The organism is Maricaulis sp., from assembly GCF_030149515.1.
Lineage (GTDB): Bacteria > Pseudomonadota > Alphaproteobacteria > Caulobacterales > Maricaulaceae > Maricaulis.
In genome coordinates this window covers 1-14,366 of sequence record NZ_JASBRI010000010.1, presented here as the reverse complement: position 1 = coordinate 14,366, position 14,366 = coordinate 1, and the positions used below count along the sequence as shown (strand labels likewise).

The window sequence follows — 14,366 nt, the reverse complement described above, 5'->3', positions numbered from 1 at the left end:
CAACAATAACGAGCCGCTCGGCACGCGTATCTTCGGCCCGGTTCCGCGCGAACTGCGTGGCAAGAACCACATGAAGATCGTGTCGCTGGCTCCGGAGGTGCTGTAATGGCCGCCAAGATCAAGAAGGGCGACAAGGTCGTCGTTCTCGCCGGCCGTGACAAGGGCAAGACCGGCGAGGTCATGAAAGTGCTGCCGGCCGAGGACAAGGTCTTCGTGTCGGGCGTGAATGTGGTGAAGCGCCACACCCGTCCGACCCAGACCGAGCAGGGCGGCATCAAGGAAAAGGAGGCCGCGATCCACGTCTCGAACGTGGCGCTGGCCGATCCGAAAACCGGCGAACCGACGCGTGTCGGCTTCAAGACGCTTGATGACGGCCGCAAGGTCCGTGTCGCCAAAGCTTCGGGCGAGGTTATCGATGTCTGATACCGCCACCTACACCCCGCGCCTTCGTGCCAAGTACCGCGACGAGATCAAGGCGCGCATGAAGGAAAAGTTCGGCTACAAGAACGACCTGCAGATCCCGCGTCTGGACAAGATCGTGATCAATATGGGCGTGGGCGAAGCCTCCCAGGATTCCAAGAAGATCAAGGGTGCCCTTGAGGATCTGGAAGCCATAACCGGCCAGAAGCCGGTCAAGACGGTCGCCAAGAAGTCCATCGCGGGCTTCAAGCTCCGCGAGGAGCAGGTGATCGGCGCGAAGGTGACCCTGCGCCAGGACCGTATGTACGAGTTCCTGGATCGCCTGATCACCATCGCCCTGCCGCGTGTGCGCGACTTCCGCGGGCTCAATGGAAAGAGCTTCGACGGCCGTGGCAATTACGCGATGGGTATGAAGGAACACATCGTTTTCCCGGAAATCGACTACGACAAGGTCGAGAAGGTCCGGGGTATGGATATCGTTGTCTGCACGACTGCAGGGAATGATGAGGAAGCGAAGGCCCTGCTGGCCGAGTTCGATTTTCCGTTTACGAGCTAACGCAGCAGGAGAGCAGGACCGCTCGGGTTCTGCACGCAGGAGGAATTAAATGGCGAAGACTTCCGCAGTTGAACGCAATCGCAAGCGTGAACGCCTGGCTCAGCGCTATGCTGCCAAGCGCGCCGCGCTCAAGGCGGTTGCGCGCAATCAGGAATTGCCGGTTGAGGAGCGTTTTGCTGCTCAGCTGAAACTGGCCCAATTGCCCCGCAATTCGGCGCCGTCGCGTGTGCGCAACCGGTGCGAGATCACCGGCCGTCCGCGCGCATTCTATCGCAAGCTGCGTATGTCGCGTATCGCGCTGCGCGAACTGGCCAGCCAGGGGATGATCCCGGGCATGGTCAAGTCGAGCTGGTAAGAGAGGGAGACGAGATATGTCCGTGAACGATCCTCTCGGCGATATGCTGACCCGCATCCGCAACGCGCTGATGCGCAACAAGCGGAGCGTGAACACGCCGGCTTCGGCGCTGCGCCGCCGTGTGCTCGATGTGCTCAAGAGCGAGGGCTACATCCGCGATTATGCGGAAGTTGAACACGCCAACGGCCTGAAAGAGTTCGAGATCGAACTCAAGTATTTCGAAGGTGACTCGGTTATCCGCGAGATCAAGCGGATCTCCAAGCCGGGCCGCCGTGTGTATTCCGGCGTCAAGGACCTTCCGCTCGTCCAGAACGGCCTCGGCATCGCCATCCTGTCCACGCCCAAGGGCGTGATGTCGGATGCGACCGCCCGCGAGGCCAATGTGGGCGGCGAGATCCTGTGTCACGTCAGCTAGGGGAGCGCGCCAATGTCACGTATCGGTAAACTCCCGGTTGCCATTCCGGCCGGCGTCACCGCGACGCTCGCCGACGGTGGCCTGACCGTCAAAGGTCCCAAGGGCGAACTGTCCATGAGCTTCGTCGAGGACGTCACCGTCAGCCAGGGCGAGGATGGCATCACCATCCGTCCGGTCGACGATTCCAAGAAGTCCTGGGCGATGTGGGGCATGCAGCGGGCGCTGGTTGCCAATCTGGTGCAGGGCGTCTCGGCCGGGTTCGAGAAGGATCTCGAACTGGTTGGCGTCGGTTATCGCGCGCAGATGCAGGGATCGTCCCTGAAACTCTCGCTCGGCCTGTCGCACGACGTGGTCTATGACGCGCCCCAGGGTGTCACGATTGCCTGTCCCAAGCCGACCGAGGTCAAGATCTCGGGCGCCGACAAGCAGCAGGTCGGTCAGGTTGCCGCGGAAATCCGCCGCTTCCGTCCGCCGGAACCCTACAAGGGCAAGGGCATCAAGTATGTCGGCGAATACATTCGCCGCAAAGAAGGCAAGAAGAAGTAGGGCGAGCGATGAAGACTCAACGCGAAAAATCGGTCCGCCGCGCCCAGCGCACGCGGAACCGTCTGCGGAAGTTCGCCAACGGGCGTCCGCGGCTGTCGGTCTACCGTTCTTCGAAGAACATCTATGCCCAGATCATCGACGATGCGGCGGGCAAGACCCTGGTCTCGGCTTCCTCGCTCGAGGAAGTGGCTCTGAAAGAGCACAAGAAGTCCTGGGATACGAAGGCGGCGGAAATCGTCGGCAAACTGATTGCCGAGCGCGCTGTCAAGGAAGGCGTCAAGGACGTCGTCTTCGACCGCGGCGGTTACATCTATCACGGGCGTGTCAAAGCGCTCGCAGAGGCGGCCCGCGAGGGCGGCCTGAACTTCTAAGGGAGCGGACGTATGGCTCAGCAAAACGAGCAGCAGCGCGACCGCGGTGATCGCGGCGATCGCGGCCGGGGCCGCGGCCGTGGCCGGGATCGGGACCAGGAGCGCGACGACGAACTCGTCGACAAGCTCGTCCACATCAACCGCGTCGCCAAGACCGTGAAGGGCGGCCGGAATTTCCAGTTTGCCGCGCTCGTGGTGGTTGGTGACACGAAAGGCCGTGTCGGCTTCGGTCAGGGCAAGGCACGCGAAGTGCCGGAAGCCATCCGCAAGGCGACCGACGAGGCGAAGAAGACGATGATCCGCGTGCCGCTTCGTGAAGGCCGTACGCTGCATCACGACACCAAGGGCCGTCATGGCGCTGGCAAGGTGATCCTGCGTGCTGCGCCTCCGGGTACCGGCGTGATTGCCGGCGGTCCGATGCGTGCCATCCTGGAAACCCTGGGTGTCCAGGACGTTGTCGCCAAGTCGGTCGGCACGTCCAACCCGTACAACATGATCCGCGCCACCATGGACGCGCTGAAGTCGCAGTCGAGCCCGCGCTCGGTTGCTGCCAAGCGGGGTCTGAAGGTCGGTGATCTGGTGAACCGCCGCGATGACGGCGCGTCGTCGCCGGAAGCGATCGAAGCGTAAGGAAACGGACACATGGCCAACAAGACCATCCGTGTGCGCCAGACGGGCAGCTCCATCCGCCGCCCGCAGGATCAGCGTGCTACGCTCGTCGGCCTCGGTCTCAACAAGATCGGCCGCGAACGCGAACTGGAAGACACCCCGGCTGTCCGCGGCATGATCGCCAAAGTCAGCCACCTGGTGGAAATCGTCGAGGAGTAGGTCCCGTCAGGGGAAACCGCTCCATCGAATGGAGAACGACATGCGTCTCAATCAATTGCGCGACAATGACGGCGCCGCCAAGGAACGCACTCGCGTCGGCCGCGGTATCGGCTCCGGCAAGGGCAAGACCGGCGGTCGCGGCGTCAAGGGCCAGAAATCCCGTTCGGGTGTGGCCATCAAGGGCTTCGAAGGCGGTCAGATGCCGCTTCACATGCGCCTGCCGAAGCGCGGCTTCAACAAGCCGAACCGCAAGGCATGGGCGGAAGTGAATCTGGGCCGTATCGAAAAGGCGATCGCCGAGGGCAAGATCGACGCGAAAAAGCCGATCGACGCCTCCGTTCTGGTCGCAGCCGGTCTGGTCCGCCGCGAACTCGACGGCATTCGCCTCCTTGCGAAGGGTGAGCTCAAGTCCAAAGTAGACGTGACCGTTGCCGGCGCCTCCAAGGCAGCCATCGAGGCTGTCGAGAAGGCGGGCGGCAAGGTGACCGTCACCGTGGCCGAGAAGGCCGCGGACTAAGCGACTTCACGCTGACCTTCCGGGGACGAATTAATGGCTTCAGCTGCTGAACAGCTTGCTGCGAACATGAATTTCAGCTCCTTCGCCAAGGCGAAGGAGCTGCAACAACGTATCCTGTTCACGATCGGGGTCCTGATCGTCTACCGGATCGGTACCTTCGTGCCGATTCCGGGCATCGATCCGGAACAGTATGCGCGCGTCTTCGAACAGTTTCAGGGCGGAATCCTGAGCATGTTCAATACGCTGGGCGGCGGTGCTGTCGAGCGTATGGCGATTTTCGCGCTCAATGTGATGCCGTACATCTCGGCCTCGATCATCATGCAGCTCATGTCCGCCACCATTCCCAGCCTTGAAAAGCTGAAGAAGGAGGGGGGCGAGCAGGGCCGTCAGCAGATCAACCAGTATACGCGCTATCTCACTGTGGTGCTGGCGGCGGGCCAGGCCTTCGCTATCGCCATCGGCATGAACACGCCGAATGCGGAAGGCCTGTCGATGGCGGTCAATCCGGGACCGTTCTTCATTGTCTCCACGGTCGTGACCCTGGTCGGCGGCACCATGCTGCTGTTGTGGCTGGGCGAGCAGATCACCTCGCGCGGTGTGGGCAATGGCGTGTCGCTGATCATCTTCGCGGGCATTATCTCGGCGGTTCCGGGTCTCCTGGGCAACGCGCTCAGTGCGAGCGCTTCGGGCTCGCTGCCGGCCACGGTCTTCTTCGGCGGCGTTCTCCTGGTGCTGGCCGGGCTTATCCTGGTGGTCTTCATCGAGCGTTCCCAGCGCCGGCTTCTGGTGCAGTATCCCAAGCGCCAGCAAGGCAATCGCATGGTCGGAGGCGATACCTCCTTCCTGCCTCTGAAGCTGAACACAGCGGGCGTGATCCCGCCGATCTTCGCCTCCTCGCTGCTCTTCCTGCCGGCGACGGCCGCCAGCTTCCAGCAGCAATCCGGCCCGGAATGGCTGCAGACGGTGGTGGCCTATCTGGGGCAGGGTTCGCCACTCTTCCTGGCGCTGTACGCGGCGATGATCATCTTCTTCTGCTTCTTCTACACCTCCGTGGTCTTCAACCCCGAGGATACGGCGGAGAACCTGCGCAAGTATGGCGGTTTCCTGCCCGGTATCCGCCCTGGCAAGCGGACCGCCGAATACATCGATTTCGTGCTCTCGCGGCTGACCCTGATCGGCGCGCTCTATCTGACGCTGATCTGCATGGTGCCCATGCTGATGGGCGGCGGGGCCGCTGTCGCGCTGGGCGGTACGTCCATCCTCATTGTCGTGTCGGTGACGATGGACACGATTTCCCAGATCCAGTCCCATCTGCTGGCGCACCAGTATGAAGGGCTGATCAAGAAGTCGAAACTGCGGGGGCGCAAGCGATGAACATCATTCTGTTCGGACCGCCGGGCTGCGGCAAGGGTACCCAGGCCAAGCGCCTCGTTGCCGAGCGCGGCTGGGTACAGCTGTCGACTGGCGACATGCTGCGCGCCGCCATTGCATCGGGATCCGAACTCGGCAATCGCGTGAAGTCCATTATGGATGCCGGGAATCTCGTCTCCGACGAGATCGTCATCGAACTGATTGAAGAACGGCTGCCGGAGGCCGAGGCGGCCGGCGGGGCGATTTTCGACGGTTTCCCGCGCACCGTGGCCCAGGCCGAGGCGCTCGACGACGCGCTGGCCAGGCGTTCGACCAGGGTCGACGCGGTGATCCGCCTTTTGGTGGGCGATGAGGAACTGGTCTCGCGCATGGAACGGCGCGCGGCCGAGGAGGGGCGTGCGGACGACAATATCGACGCGTTCAAGGTGCGCCTGAAAGCCTATCAGGACCAGACCGCTCCGCTGCTTCCCTACTATGCCGAACAGGGCAAGCTCAGGGAAGTCGAGGGCATGGGTTCCATGGACGAGGTTGCGGCTCGTATCGCCGCGGCACTGGACGAGAAGTGACACACACCTGTTGCAACCCCATTGACGGGGTGGCAACGCTGACTGTAGATAGCGCCCTTCGCGAAACGGGCGAGCTCATGCGGCGACCGAAAGGTTGCCCATTGGTTCGTCCGTGAATGGCGTTCTGACTTAGGAGATGGAAAGTGGCCCGTATTGCCGGCGTCAATATTCCGACGAACAAGCGCGTTGAAATCGCGCTTCGCTATATCCACGGCATTGGCCCGGCCAAGGCGAAGGAGATCTGCGAGCAGGTGTCCATCGCTCCGGAACGCCGTGTTGCCGACCTGAACGATGCAGAGATTCTCCAGATCCGCGAAGTGATCGATCGTGATCACCTGGTGGAAGGGGATCTGCGCCGCGAGGTGGCCGTCAACATCAAGCGCCTCATGGACCTGGGCAATTACCGTGGCCTGCGCCACCGTCGTGGCCTGCCCGTCCGTGGCCAACGCACTCATACCAATGCGCGTACGCGCAAAGGTCCCGCCAAGCCGATTGCCGGCAAGAAGAAGTAGGGCCCTGACAGATGGCTAAGGAAACGAGCCGCGTGAAGCGGCGCGAACGCAAGAACATCACGTCGGGCGTTGCCCACGTGAATGCCAGCTTCAACAACACCATGGTGACCATTACGGACGCCCAGGGCAATGCGATTTCCTGGTCGTCGGCCGGTCACATGGGCTTCAAGGGATCGCGCAAGTCGACCCCGTATGCGGCGCAGATGGCCGCTGAAGATGCTGGAAAGAAGGCAATCGAACACGGCATGAAGACCTTGGAAGTCAAGGTCTCCGGCCCGGGTTCGGGGCGCGAGAGCGCACTGCGTGCGTTGCAGTCGGTGGGTTTCACCATCACCACCATCCAGGACGTCACGCCGATCCCGCACAACGGGTGCCGTCCGCCGAAGCGCCGCCGCGTCTAATCGACGCGAGCGCGCATTTCGCCTGTTGAACGCGCCGCCGGAGCTCCCGTGCGGCTGATGAAGGGGCAGTAAGAACGTGATCGAGAAGAACTGGCAAGAACTCATCCGCCCGATGAAGCCGGAAATCGAACCGGGCCACAACCCGGAGCGCCAGGCGAAGATCGTCGCCGAACCGCTGGAGCGTGGCTTCGGCATGACGCTCGGCAATGCACTCCGTCGCGTGCTGCTGTCCTCGCTTCAGGGTGCGGCCGTGACCAATGTCCATATCGATGGCGTGGTGCACGAGTTCTCGTCGATCGACGGTGTGCGTGAAGACGTCACCGACATCGTCCTGAACATCAAGCAGATTGCCCTGCGCATGCATGGCGAAGGCCCCAAGCGTGTCGTCCTGAAGAAGGCTGGCCCGGGTGCCGTCACCGCTGGCGATATCGAGGAAACCGCCGATGTCGAGATCGTCAACAAGGACCTGGTCCTGTGCACGCTCGACGAAGGTGCGGAAATCCGTATGGAGTTCACGGTCAATACCGGCAAGGGCTATGTGCCGTCCGACCGGAATCGCCCGGAAGATGCACCGATCGGCCTGATCGGTGTCGACGCTCTCTACAGCCCGGTCAAACGCGTCTCCTACAAGGTCGAGAACACGCGTGAAGGCCAGGTGCTCGACTATGACAAGCTGACGCTGGAGATCGAGACCGACGGGACTGTCACGCCGGAAGACGCCGTGGCCTATGCCGCGCGCATCCTGCAGGACCAGTTCCAGATCTTCATCAATTTCGAGGAAGCCGTCGAGGCCCGTCCGGCCGAGGACGACAAGCCCGAGCTCGACTTCAACCCGGCGCTGTTGCGCAAGGTCGACGAGCTGGAGCTGTCGGTGCGTTCCGCGAACTGCCTGAAGAACGACAATATCGTCTACATCGGCGACCTGATCCAGAAGTCCGAGGCGGAGATGCTCCGCACCCCGAATTTCGGCCGCAAGTCGCTCAATGAGATCAAGGAAGTTCTCGCCCAGATGGGTCTGCACCTGGGTATGGAAGCCCCGAACTGGCCTCCGGAGAATATCGAGGATCTCGCCAAACGTTTCGAGGATCACGTCTAGGCGGCCGCCGTGAGGCGCCCGAACCGGACCTGAGGAGATAAAGTCATGCGTCACGGCATCGCACACCGCAAGCTCAACCGCACGCACTCGCACCGCAAGGCGATGCTGGCCAACATGGCCGCCTCGCTGATCGAGCACGAGCAGATTGTCACCACCTTGCCGAAAGCCAAGGAACTGGCCCCGTTCATGGACAAGCTCATCTCGCTGGCCAAGCGTGGTGATGTTCATGGCCGCCGGCTGGCCATGTCCCGTATCCGCAACGAGGACCAGGTCAAGAAGCTGTTCGACACGCTGGGCGGCCGGTATGCCGAGCGCAATGGCGGGTATACCCGCGTGCTCAAGGCCGGCTTCCGCCATGGCGACAACGCGCCGATGGCCGTGATCGAACTGGTCGATCGCGATCCGGCGGCCAAGGGCGCCGCCGACCGGGCGCGCGTCGAGGCCGAAGAGGGCATGACTGAGGAGTAAGCTTCCAGTCAGCACAGGTTCAGGAAAAGGCGGCTTTGCTCTCGGCGATGCCGCCTTTTTCGTGCCCGCAAATGCGACTATATGGACGCCATGATCAAACAGCTTCTTCTTGCATCGCTTCTCGCCGCCGCGCCCGCTGCGGCCCAGGACATTCCCTTTGCACCGGAGACCGGGGCGCCCCAGGACCGGATCGTCCCGGAAAACCGGGCGGAGATGCAGCTATCCTTCGCACCTGTCGTGCGCGAGGCGGCTCCGGCGGTGGTCAACGTGTATTCGCGCCGTGTTGTGCAGAACCAGCATCCCTTTGCCGGCGATCCTTTCTTCTCGCGCTTCTTCCGCAATCAGCCGCGCGAACAGAATTCGCTGGGTTCCGGCGTCATCGTCGATCCCTCCGGCGTCATCGTGACGAACAACCACGTCGTCGCCGGGGCGACGGAGCTGCGTGTTGTCCTTGCGGACCGGCGTGAGTTCGAGGCCGAGATCCTGCTGACCGACGAGTCGACCGACCTCGCTGTGCTGCGTGTCGAGACCGACGAGCCGCTGCCCGTCCTGCCGTTCGACATGAGCGGCGATATCGAGGTGGGCGATCTTGTCCTGGCCATCGGCAATCCCTTCGGTGTTGGCCAGACCGTCACCTCCGGCATTGTCTCTGCCCTGGCGCGGACAGATGTCGGCCGCACCGACTTTGCCTCCTTCATCCAGACCGATGCGGCGATCAATCCGGGCAATTCCGGCGGAGCCCTGGTCGATATGGACGGCGAGCTGGTCGGCGTGAACACGATGATCTTTTCGCGCTCGGGCGGATCGAACGGGATCGGCTTTGCCATCCCGGTGGAAATGGTCCGGCGTGTGGTCGATACGGCTCTGGGCGAGGGCGAGCTGGTGCGGCCCTGGCTGGGCGCGCGTCTCCAGCCGGTCGACAGCGACATGGCCCAGGCGCTGGGCCTCAACCGGCCCCGCGGTGCGCTGGTCGGTCAGATCTATCCCGGGGCGGCGGCCGATGAAGCCGGCCTGCAACAGGGCGATATCGTCCTTGCCATCGACGGTCAGGATGTGAACAACGAGGCCGGTGCCCGCTTCCGTCTGGCGACCCGCGCTGCCGGCGACGAGGCGCGTTTCACGGTATTGCGCGACGGCGACGAGATCGCGCTGGACATTCCCGTCGAACCCGCGCCTGGCGTGAGCGATCCGGCGCCCTTCGAGGTCGATGGGCGCAATCCGTTCAGTGGCACGGCTCTGGTCGAAATGTCGCCGGCCTTCAACGAACGCGTCGGGCTCGACCCGTTTATGGATGGCGTGATCGTCTCCGGCGTTGGACGGCGCACCGTGGCGGCGAGTTTCGGCTTCCGGCCGGGCGATCTCCTGGTCGAAGTCATGGGCGAGCCCGTCAGCGATCTCGGCGATATCGCCGAGATCCTGTCTGCCTATGACGGCGAGCGTGTCTGGCCGGTCGTGATCGAGCGCCGTGGCCGGCGTCACGAGGCTGCACTGCGGCTTTACTAGCGTTTGAGCGCGACAATGCTCCAGACATGGCCAAACGGGTCGCGCAGCTTGCCGTGACGGCCGAAGAATTCATCGCGACAGGGCCGGATCGGCTCTGCGCCGGCGGCGATGGCCCGGTCGAACCAGGCATCCGCATCCTCGACATTGAGATTGACGGTCGAGGTGGTCCGGTTGTTCAGCGTCTTCGGCGAGACATTGCCGATCTGGTCGTCCGGGTCCGGGAATTCGTCGGCCAGCATCAATATGCCGCCATTTATACGCAGGGTGGCATGACCCAGCTTGCCCTCATGCTCGTACCGCTCCAGCGTTTCCGCGCCGAAGGCCTGGGCATAGAAATCCAGCGCGGCGACACCGTCGTCGACACTGAGATAGGGGACGACGCGCATTTCCAGGCTGACATTCGCCGTGTCCGGCACCGGCTTGTCCAGGGTGGTTGTCATGATGTGCTCCTAGGGCTGATCGAGCGTCTGGCCGATCGACCAGACATAACCCCACGGGTCCTTGAGCTGGCCGTAGCGGTCGCCCCAGAACTGGTTTACCAGTGGCATCAGGACTGTCGCGCCGGCGTCGAGGGCGCGCTGCCACCAGGTGTCGGCATTGTCGACATGCAGGTGGAGACAGATGGAGGCCGGTTCCGGCGCGGCTGCGCCGCCGCGATATTCCGGGAAATCGTCATGCAGGAAGACGTTGCCGCCATTGATGACGATATGGGCGTGCATGATGCGCTTGCCGTCTTCCGCCATGTGGCGGCCGATTTCCCTGGCGCCGAAAGCCTTCGTGTAGAAGGCGATGGCCTTGGGCGCGTCCGCGCATGTGAGGTGGGGCACAACACCGGTCACGGCCTGCGCGGCCTTGGCGGGCTCGGTGCGGTCCTGTGTGAGTGTGGGCATGGCGTACTCCTCCCGGTTGAAGCTGCAAGTCTATCACGGACAGAGCTTCTGCGTCCCGCCGAACCCGCCTAGAGTCGGATCATGAGCACGCTGTTTGAAGCCGCCGGACTGGATCAGGCCGCGCCGCGCCCGCTGGCCGACCGGCTGCGGCCGAAGAGCCTGGACGATGTCGTGGGACAGGACCATCTGCTTGAGGGCTCGGGTCCGATCGCCCGCATGCGCGCCCAGAACCGGCTGGCATCGCTGATCCTGTGGGGGCCGCCCGGTGTCGGCAAGACAACCATTGCCCGCCTTCTGGCCGAGGACAGCGATCTCGAATTCGAACCGCTTTCAGCCGTTTTTTCCGGAGTGGCCGACCTCAAGAAGGCTTTTGACCGCGCCCGTGCCCGGCGGCAGTCAGGGCGTGGCACGCTGCTCTTCGTCGACGAGATCCACCGTTTCAACCGCGCTCAGCAGGACGGCTTCCTGCCCGTGGTGGAGGAGGGCACGATCACCCTGGTGGGAGCGACCACCGAGAACCCGTCCTTCGAGCTCAACGCCGCGCTCCTGTCGCGTTGCCAGGTCCTGGTACTCAAACGCCTGGATGATGCCGGACTGGACCGGTTGATCGCCAGGGCCGAGGCAGAGATGGGGCGGGCCCTGCCGCTGGATGACGGTGCCCGGTCGGTCTTGCGGGCCATGGCGGACGGAGACGGGCGATATTTGCTCAACCTGGTTGAAGAGGCCTTCACATTCGAGCCGGACGAGGTCATCGATGCCGACCGTCTGGCCGGTCTCCTGAACAAGCGGGCCGCCGCCTACGACAAGGATCGCGAGGAGCACTACAATCTCATCTCCGCCTTGCACAAGGCAGTACGCGGTTCCGATCCGGATGCGGCGCTCTACTGGTTTGCGCGTATGCTGGAGGGCGGGGAGGATCCGCTTTTTCTGGCCCGGCGCCTGGTGCGGATGGCGTCGGAGGATATCGGGCTAGCCGATCCGACCGGGCTGATGATCGCCGGCGAGGCGGCCCGCACCTACGAGCGTCTGGGATCTCCCGAGGGTGAACTGGCCCTGGCCCATGCGGTGGTGCATCTGGCCACGGCTCCGAAATCGAATGCCGTCTACACGGCGTATAAACGCGCAAGGAGAGCCGCCAGCGAAACCGGCTCCCTGATGCCGCCCGCCCACATTCTCAACGCCCCCACGGCCCTGATGAAGGATCAGGGTTATGGCAAGGGGTATGAATACGACCACGATGTGGAGGGCGGAGTTTCGGGCCAGGATTACTTCCCTGAGGCGATGGGGGAGCGGCCAGTCTATTACGAGCCGAAGGATGCGGGCCGCGAGGCCGCAATTCGCGAGCGGCTGGAGCGGTGGCGGTCACTCAGGGCGAAGCGGGGGAGCAATTGACGGGCCGGCAGGTGCCGATCACGATTTTCCTTGCCAAATACCCGTAAAGGACGAACCCTGAACGGACATATACTCTGGGGGGAGTTCATCATGACACCTGTGCGCATTCACTTGACGCTCGGCCTGGTCTGGCTGGTAGCGGGCATGTTGCTGGGCGAGCACATGGGACGGACCGGCGATCACGGGCAGATGCCCACACACGCGCATATCATGCTGCTGGGCGGTGTGCTGTCGATCATCTGGGCGATGATCTACAAGGTCTTCGGCCTGACAATCGGATTGCTGGCCTGGGTCCAGACCTTGCTGTACCAGATTGCGGCCCTGGTCATGATCGTGGCGCTCTACATGCTCTATGGCGGCATGCAAAGCGAGGCGACGGTGGGACCTGTCCTCGGCGTCACGGCGATCGCCGTCATGGTCTCCACAGCGCTGATGCTGGTGTTGTCGCTACGCGCCAGACTCTGACTCTCACTCCTCGATCGGGGCAGCTGCGCAGTCTGCGCCTTCCACCGCATCGCGGTCGAGCGCGTCAAGGCCCAGCGTCCGCCGGCGGTCGCCCAGCGCATCCGGTTCGGCGATGTCGTACAGGGCGACCGTTCCGTCGACGCAGCGGGTCTGTGTGCCATAGGGCTGGGGCCGGCCTTCCGCCACGGCCAGATTGTCGGCCTTTTCAGCAAAGGCGGCGGCGTCATAAATGCCGTCCAGAGCGGCAGGTTCCAGTGCCGCCACGATTCGGCCAAGCGCGGCGTCGTCTCGTTCGGCAAACCGCAAAATGTCTTCACCCAGCCGTGGTTCCAGGGAATAGAGCGTGGCGAAACGGTCCGGGTCGAGCTGTTCGACCGCCCATTGCGTATTGGCGCGTTCCAGGGCCGTCATTGTCTCCCGGGTAGCCTGCAGGATCTCGCCCTGGGCACCCTCGTCCAGATTGTCGCGCGTGATAACGGGGAGCAGCAGTCCGGTATAATAGCGCTCGCGGGCCTTGCGGGCCGCCATTTCCGCGACGAGGTCGCCATAGGCGGCGTAGCGGGACTCGATCTGTTCGATCAGGGCGGGCGCATCCGTCGGCGTCGGCGCCGGAGCGTCTGCATCGCTTTCAGCCGCAACTTGAGTGTTGCCGCCGGATTGAGGGGCCGGTTCGGCATCCTGCAGGACAAGACTGGCGGCCAGGGTCAGAACGAGCATGGCGGGCAACTCCGTTGGCGGACAGCCGCGCAGTCTATGGCGTTCGGAAGGTCTGCCAAGGGGGCAAAACAAAAGCGGGAGCTGATTGGGGCAGCTCCCGCTTTCGCGTTTCGGTCTCGCGATCCATCCGGTTCCGGCAGCCCGTGAGGCGGAGATGCGGGAACCGGGATCGAGGCCTTGCAGGGTTAGGCGAGGGCGCTGGAAAGCGCGATCGTCATGGCCCCAAACACACCGGCCACGAAGAGGATGTTGATTACCGTCGACAGGGTGGAGGTGACGCGGTTCATCGAAATGTCCTTTGCTCTTGGCGATCCGGGCCATCCCGTTTCGCGTCTTGGTAAATAAGGACTTAGCGCCGGTTCTCAATCCACATTTCACCAAAGGTGGTATGCAAAAATGCGTAGATATTGCGACTTTGTATGAATCATGGCCTTGGCGGTCCCAGCCGTACGCCTGTGCTGTCGTGGAAGCGCGCCCTGCTTGCCAATCCTGAGCGCCCGTCCTATCGAGCCGGAATGTACAATCTTCTCCTGATCGGTGCCGGCGGCGCACTGGGCGCGATCGCGCGGCATCTGGTCGGCCAGGCGGCTTTGCGCTGGCTGGGGCCGGCCATGCCGCTCGGCGTGCCCTGGGGGACGTTGACCGCCAATGTGCTGGGCGGCCTGGCCATGGGGCTGCTCGTCGGCTGGCTGGCGCTGGCCGGACGGGGCGAACCGGATCATTATATCAGACTGGCGGGGGCTGTTGGTTTTCTCGGCGGCTTTACCACGTTCTCCGCATATTCGCTGGAACTCGCCCTGATGATAGAGCGCAAGAGCTATGCGGTCGCCTTCGGCTATGCGGCAGGTTCGGTCCTGCTGGCACTCGGCGCGGTGTTTGCGGGGCTGATCGTGATGCGCAAGGTGTTGGCATGAGTGGCGTTCAGACCCTGAAAGTGGCGCCGTCCGAAGACGGCTCCCGCCTCGACCGCTGGTTCA

The 14,366-nt window shown here is 63.3% G+C and carries 23 protein-coding genes; 20 read left to right on the top strand and 3 right to left on the bottom strand.

What is annotated here, in order from left to right; translation table 11 throughout:
• The 17 genes from Q1U94_RS04630 to Q1U94_RS04550 form a co-directional block, all read left to right on the top strand.
• A partial coding sequence (locus Q1U94_RS04630) for an uL14 family ribosomal protein (RefSeq protein ID WP_300542328.1) occupies positions 1-106 on the top strand: 106 nt, incomplete at its 5' end.
• Positions 106-423, top strand: a complete 318-nt coding sequence (rplX, locus tag Q1U94_RS04625; RefSeq protein WP_300542326.1) for a 50S ribosomal protein L24 — start codon at positions 106-108, stop codon at positions 421-423. The genes Q1U94_RS04630 and rplX, both read left to right, overlap by 1 nt.
• Complete coding sequence (gene rplE, locus Q1U94_RS04620) at positions 416-976, top strand: 50S ribosomal protein L5 (RefSeq protein WP_300542325.1); 561 nt, start codon at positions 416-418, stop codon at positions 974-976. The genes rplX and rplE overlap by 8 nt, the downstream gene beginning before the upstream one ends.
• Positions 977-1,025: 49 nt before the next feature.
• Entirely contained in the window at positions 1,026-1,331 is a 306-nt protein-coding gene (gene rpsN, locus Q1U94_RS04615) for a 30S ribosomal protein S14 (RefSeq protein WP_300542324.1), read from the top strand.
• Positions 1,332-1,347: 16 nt separating this feature from the next.
• Positions 1,348-1,746: a 30S ribosomal protein S8 gene (rpsH, locus tag Q1U94_RS04610; protein ID WP_300542323.1), complete on the top strand. Its 399-nt coding sequence runs from the start codon at positions 1,348-1,350 to the stop codon at positions 1,744-1,746.
• Positions 1,747-1,758: 12 nt separating this feature from the next.
• The gene (rplF, locus tag Q1U94_RS04605) at positions 1,759-2,292 is read left to right on the top strand and encodes a 50S ribosomal protein L6 (protein ID WP_300542322.1); all 534 of its coding nucleotides are present in this window, start codon (positions 1,759-1,761) and stop codon (positions 2,290-2,292) included.
• 8 nt (positions 2,293-2,300) lie between these two features.
• Positions 2,301-2,663 (top strand): 50S ribosomal protein L18, encoded by a 363-nt coding sequence (gene rplR / locus Q1U94_RS04600; RefSeq protein WP_300542321.1) that lies wholly within the window; start codon positions 2,301-2,303, stop codon positions 2,661-2,663.
• A 12-nt stretch (positions 2,664-2,675) separates the two neighbouring features.
• The gene (gene rpsE / locus Q1U94_RS04595; RefSeq protein WP_300542320.1) at positions 2,676-3,293 is read left to right on the top strand and encodes a 30S ribosomal protein S5; all 618 of its coding nucleotides are present in this window, start codon (positions 2,676-2,678) and stop codon (positions 3,291-3,293) included.
• A gap of 12 nt (positions 3,294-3,305) precedes the next feature.
• Positions 3,306-3,491, top strand: a complete 186-nt coding sequence (gene rpmD / locus Q1U94_RS04590; RefSeq protein ID WP_300542319.1) for a 50S ribosomal protein L30 — start codon at positions 3,306-3,308, stop codon at positions 3,489-3,491.
• 40 nt (positions 3,492-3,531) lie between these two features.
• On the top strand, positions 3,532-4,008 hold the full coding sequence (gene rplO, locus Q1U94_RS04585) for a 50S ribosomal protein L15 (protein WP_300542318.1): 477 nt from the start codon (positions 3,532-3,534) through the stop codon (positions 4,006-4,008).
• Between the two features lie 33 nt (positions 4,009-4,041).
• Complete coding sequence (gene secY, locus Q1U94_RS04580; RefSeq protein ID WP_366917256.1) at positions 4,042-5,382, top strand: preprotein translocase subunit SecY; 1,341 nt, start codon at positions 4,042-4,044, stop codon at positions 5,380-5,382.
• Positions 5,379-5,945 carry an adenylate kinase gene (locus Q1U94_RS04575; protein ID WP_300542317.1) on the top strand — a complete coding sequence of 189 codons (567 nt, stop codon included), beginning with the start codon at positions 5,379-5,381 and terminating at the stop codon, positions 5,943-5,945. The genes secY and Q1U94_RS04575 overlap by 4 nt, the downstream gene beginning before the upstream one ends.
• Positions 5,946-6,088: 143 nt before the next feature.
• Positions 6,089-6,457, top strand: a complete 369-nt coding sequence (gene rpsM, locus Q1U94_RS04570; protein ID WP_271185327.1) for a 30S ribosomal protein S13 — start codon at positions 6,089-6,091, stop codon at positions 6,455-6,457.
• Positions 6,458-6,468: 11 nt separating this feature from the next.
• Complete coding sequence (gene rpsK, locus Q1U94_RS04565) at positions 6,469-6,858, top strand: 30S ribosomal protein S11 (RefSeq protein WP_300542316.1); 390 nt, start codon at positions 6,469-6,471, stop codon at positions 6,856-6,858.
• Positions 6,859-6,934: 76 nt separating this feature from the next.
• Positions 6,935-7,954 (top strand): DNA-directed RNA polymerase subunit alpha, encoded by a 1,020-nt coding sequence (locus tag Q1U94_RS04560; RefSeq protein WP_300542315.1) that lies wholly within the window; start codon positions 6,935-6,937, stop codon positions 7,952-7,954.
• A gap of 45 nt (positions 7,955-7,999) precedes the next feature.
• Positions 8,000-8,422, top strand: a complete 423-nt coding sequence (rplQ, locus tag Q1U94_RS04555; RefSeq protein WP_300542314.1) for a 50S ribosomal protein L17 — start codon at positions 8,000-8,002, stop codon at positions 8,420-8,422.
• An 81-nt stretch (positions 8,423-8,503) separates the two neighbouring features.
• Entirely contained in the window at positions 8,504-9,925 is a 1,422-nt protein-coding gene (locus Q1U94_RS04550; RefSeq protein ID WP_300542313.1) for a Do family serine endopeptidase, read from the top strand.
• On the opposite strand, the gene Q1U94_RS04545 is transcribed toward Q1U94_RS04550, so the two are convergent.
• Both Q1U94_RS04545 and Q1U94_RS04540 read right to left on the bottom strand, forming a co-directional pair.
• Positions 9,922-10,365, bottom strand: a complete 444-nt coding sequence (locus Q1U94_RS04545; protein ID WP_300542312.1) for a VOC family protein — start codon at positions 10,363-10,365, stop codon at positions 9,922-9,924. The two genes, Q1U94_RS04550 and Q1U94_RS04545, sit on opposite strands and share 4 nt — an antisense overlap.
• Positions 10,366-10,374: 9 nt before the next feature.
• Positions 10,375-10,815 (bottom strand): VOC family protein, encoded by a 441-nt coding sequence (locus tag Q1U94_RS04540; RefSeq protein WP_300542311.1) that lies wholly within the window; start codon positions 10,813-10,815, stop codon positions 10,375-10,377.
• Positions 10,816-10,896: 81 nt separating this feature from the next.
• On the opposite strand from Q1U94_RS04540, the gene Q1U94_RS04535 reads away from it, so the two are divergent.
• Together Q1U94_RS04535 and Q1U94_RS04530 are read left to right on the top strand one after the other, a co-directional pair.
• A complete protein-coding gene (locus Q1U94_RS04535; RefSeq protein WP_300542310.1) occupies positions 10,897-12,207 on the top strand; it encodes a replication-associated recombination protein A in 1,311 nt (436 codons plus the stop codon).
• Between the two features lie 90 nt (positions 12,208-12,297).
• The gene (locus Q1U94_RS04530) at positions 12,298-12,672 is read left to right on the top strand and encodes a hypothetical protein (protein ID WP_300542309.1); all 375 of its coding nucleotides are present in this window, start codon (positions 12,298-12,300) and stop codon (positions 12,670-12,672) included.
• 3 nt (positions 12,673-12,675) lie between these two features.
• On the opposite strand, the gene Q1U94_RS04525 is transcribed toward Q1U94_RS04530, so the two are convergent.
• On the bottom strand, positions 12,676-13,389 hold the full coding sequence (locus Q1U94_RS04525) for a hypothetical protein (protein WP_300542308.1): 714 nt from the start codon (positions 13,387-13,389) through the stop codon (positions 12,676-12,678).
• A gap of 515 nt (positions 13,390-13,904) precedes the next feature.
• On the opposite strand from Q1U94_RS04525, the gene crcB reads away from it, so the two are divergent.
• Positions 13,905-14,303, top strand: a complete 399-nt coding sequence (crcB, locus tag Q1U94_RS04520; RefSeq protein WP_300542307.1) for a fluoride efflux transporter CrcB — start codon at positions 13,905-13,907, stop codon at positions 14,301-14,303.
• The last annotated feature ends 63 nt before the right edge of the window (positions 14,304-14,366 follow it).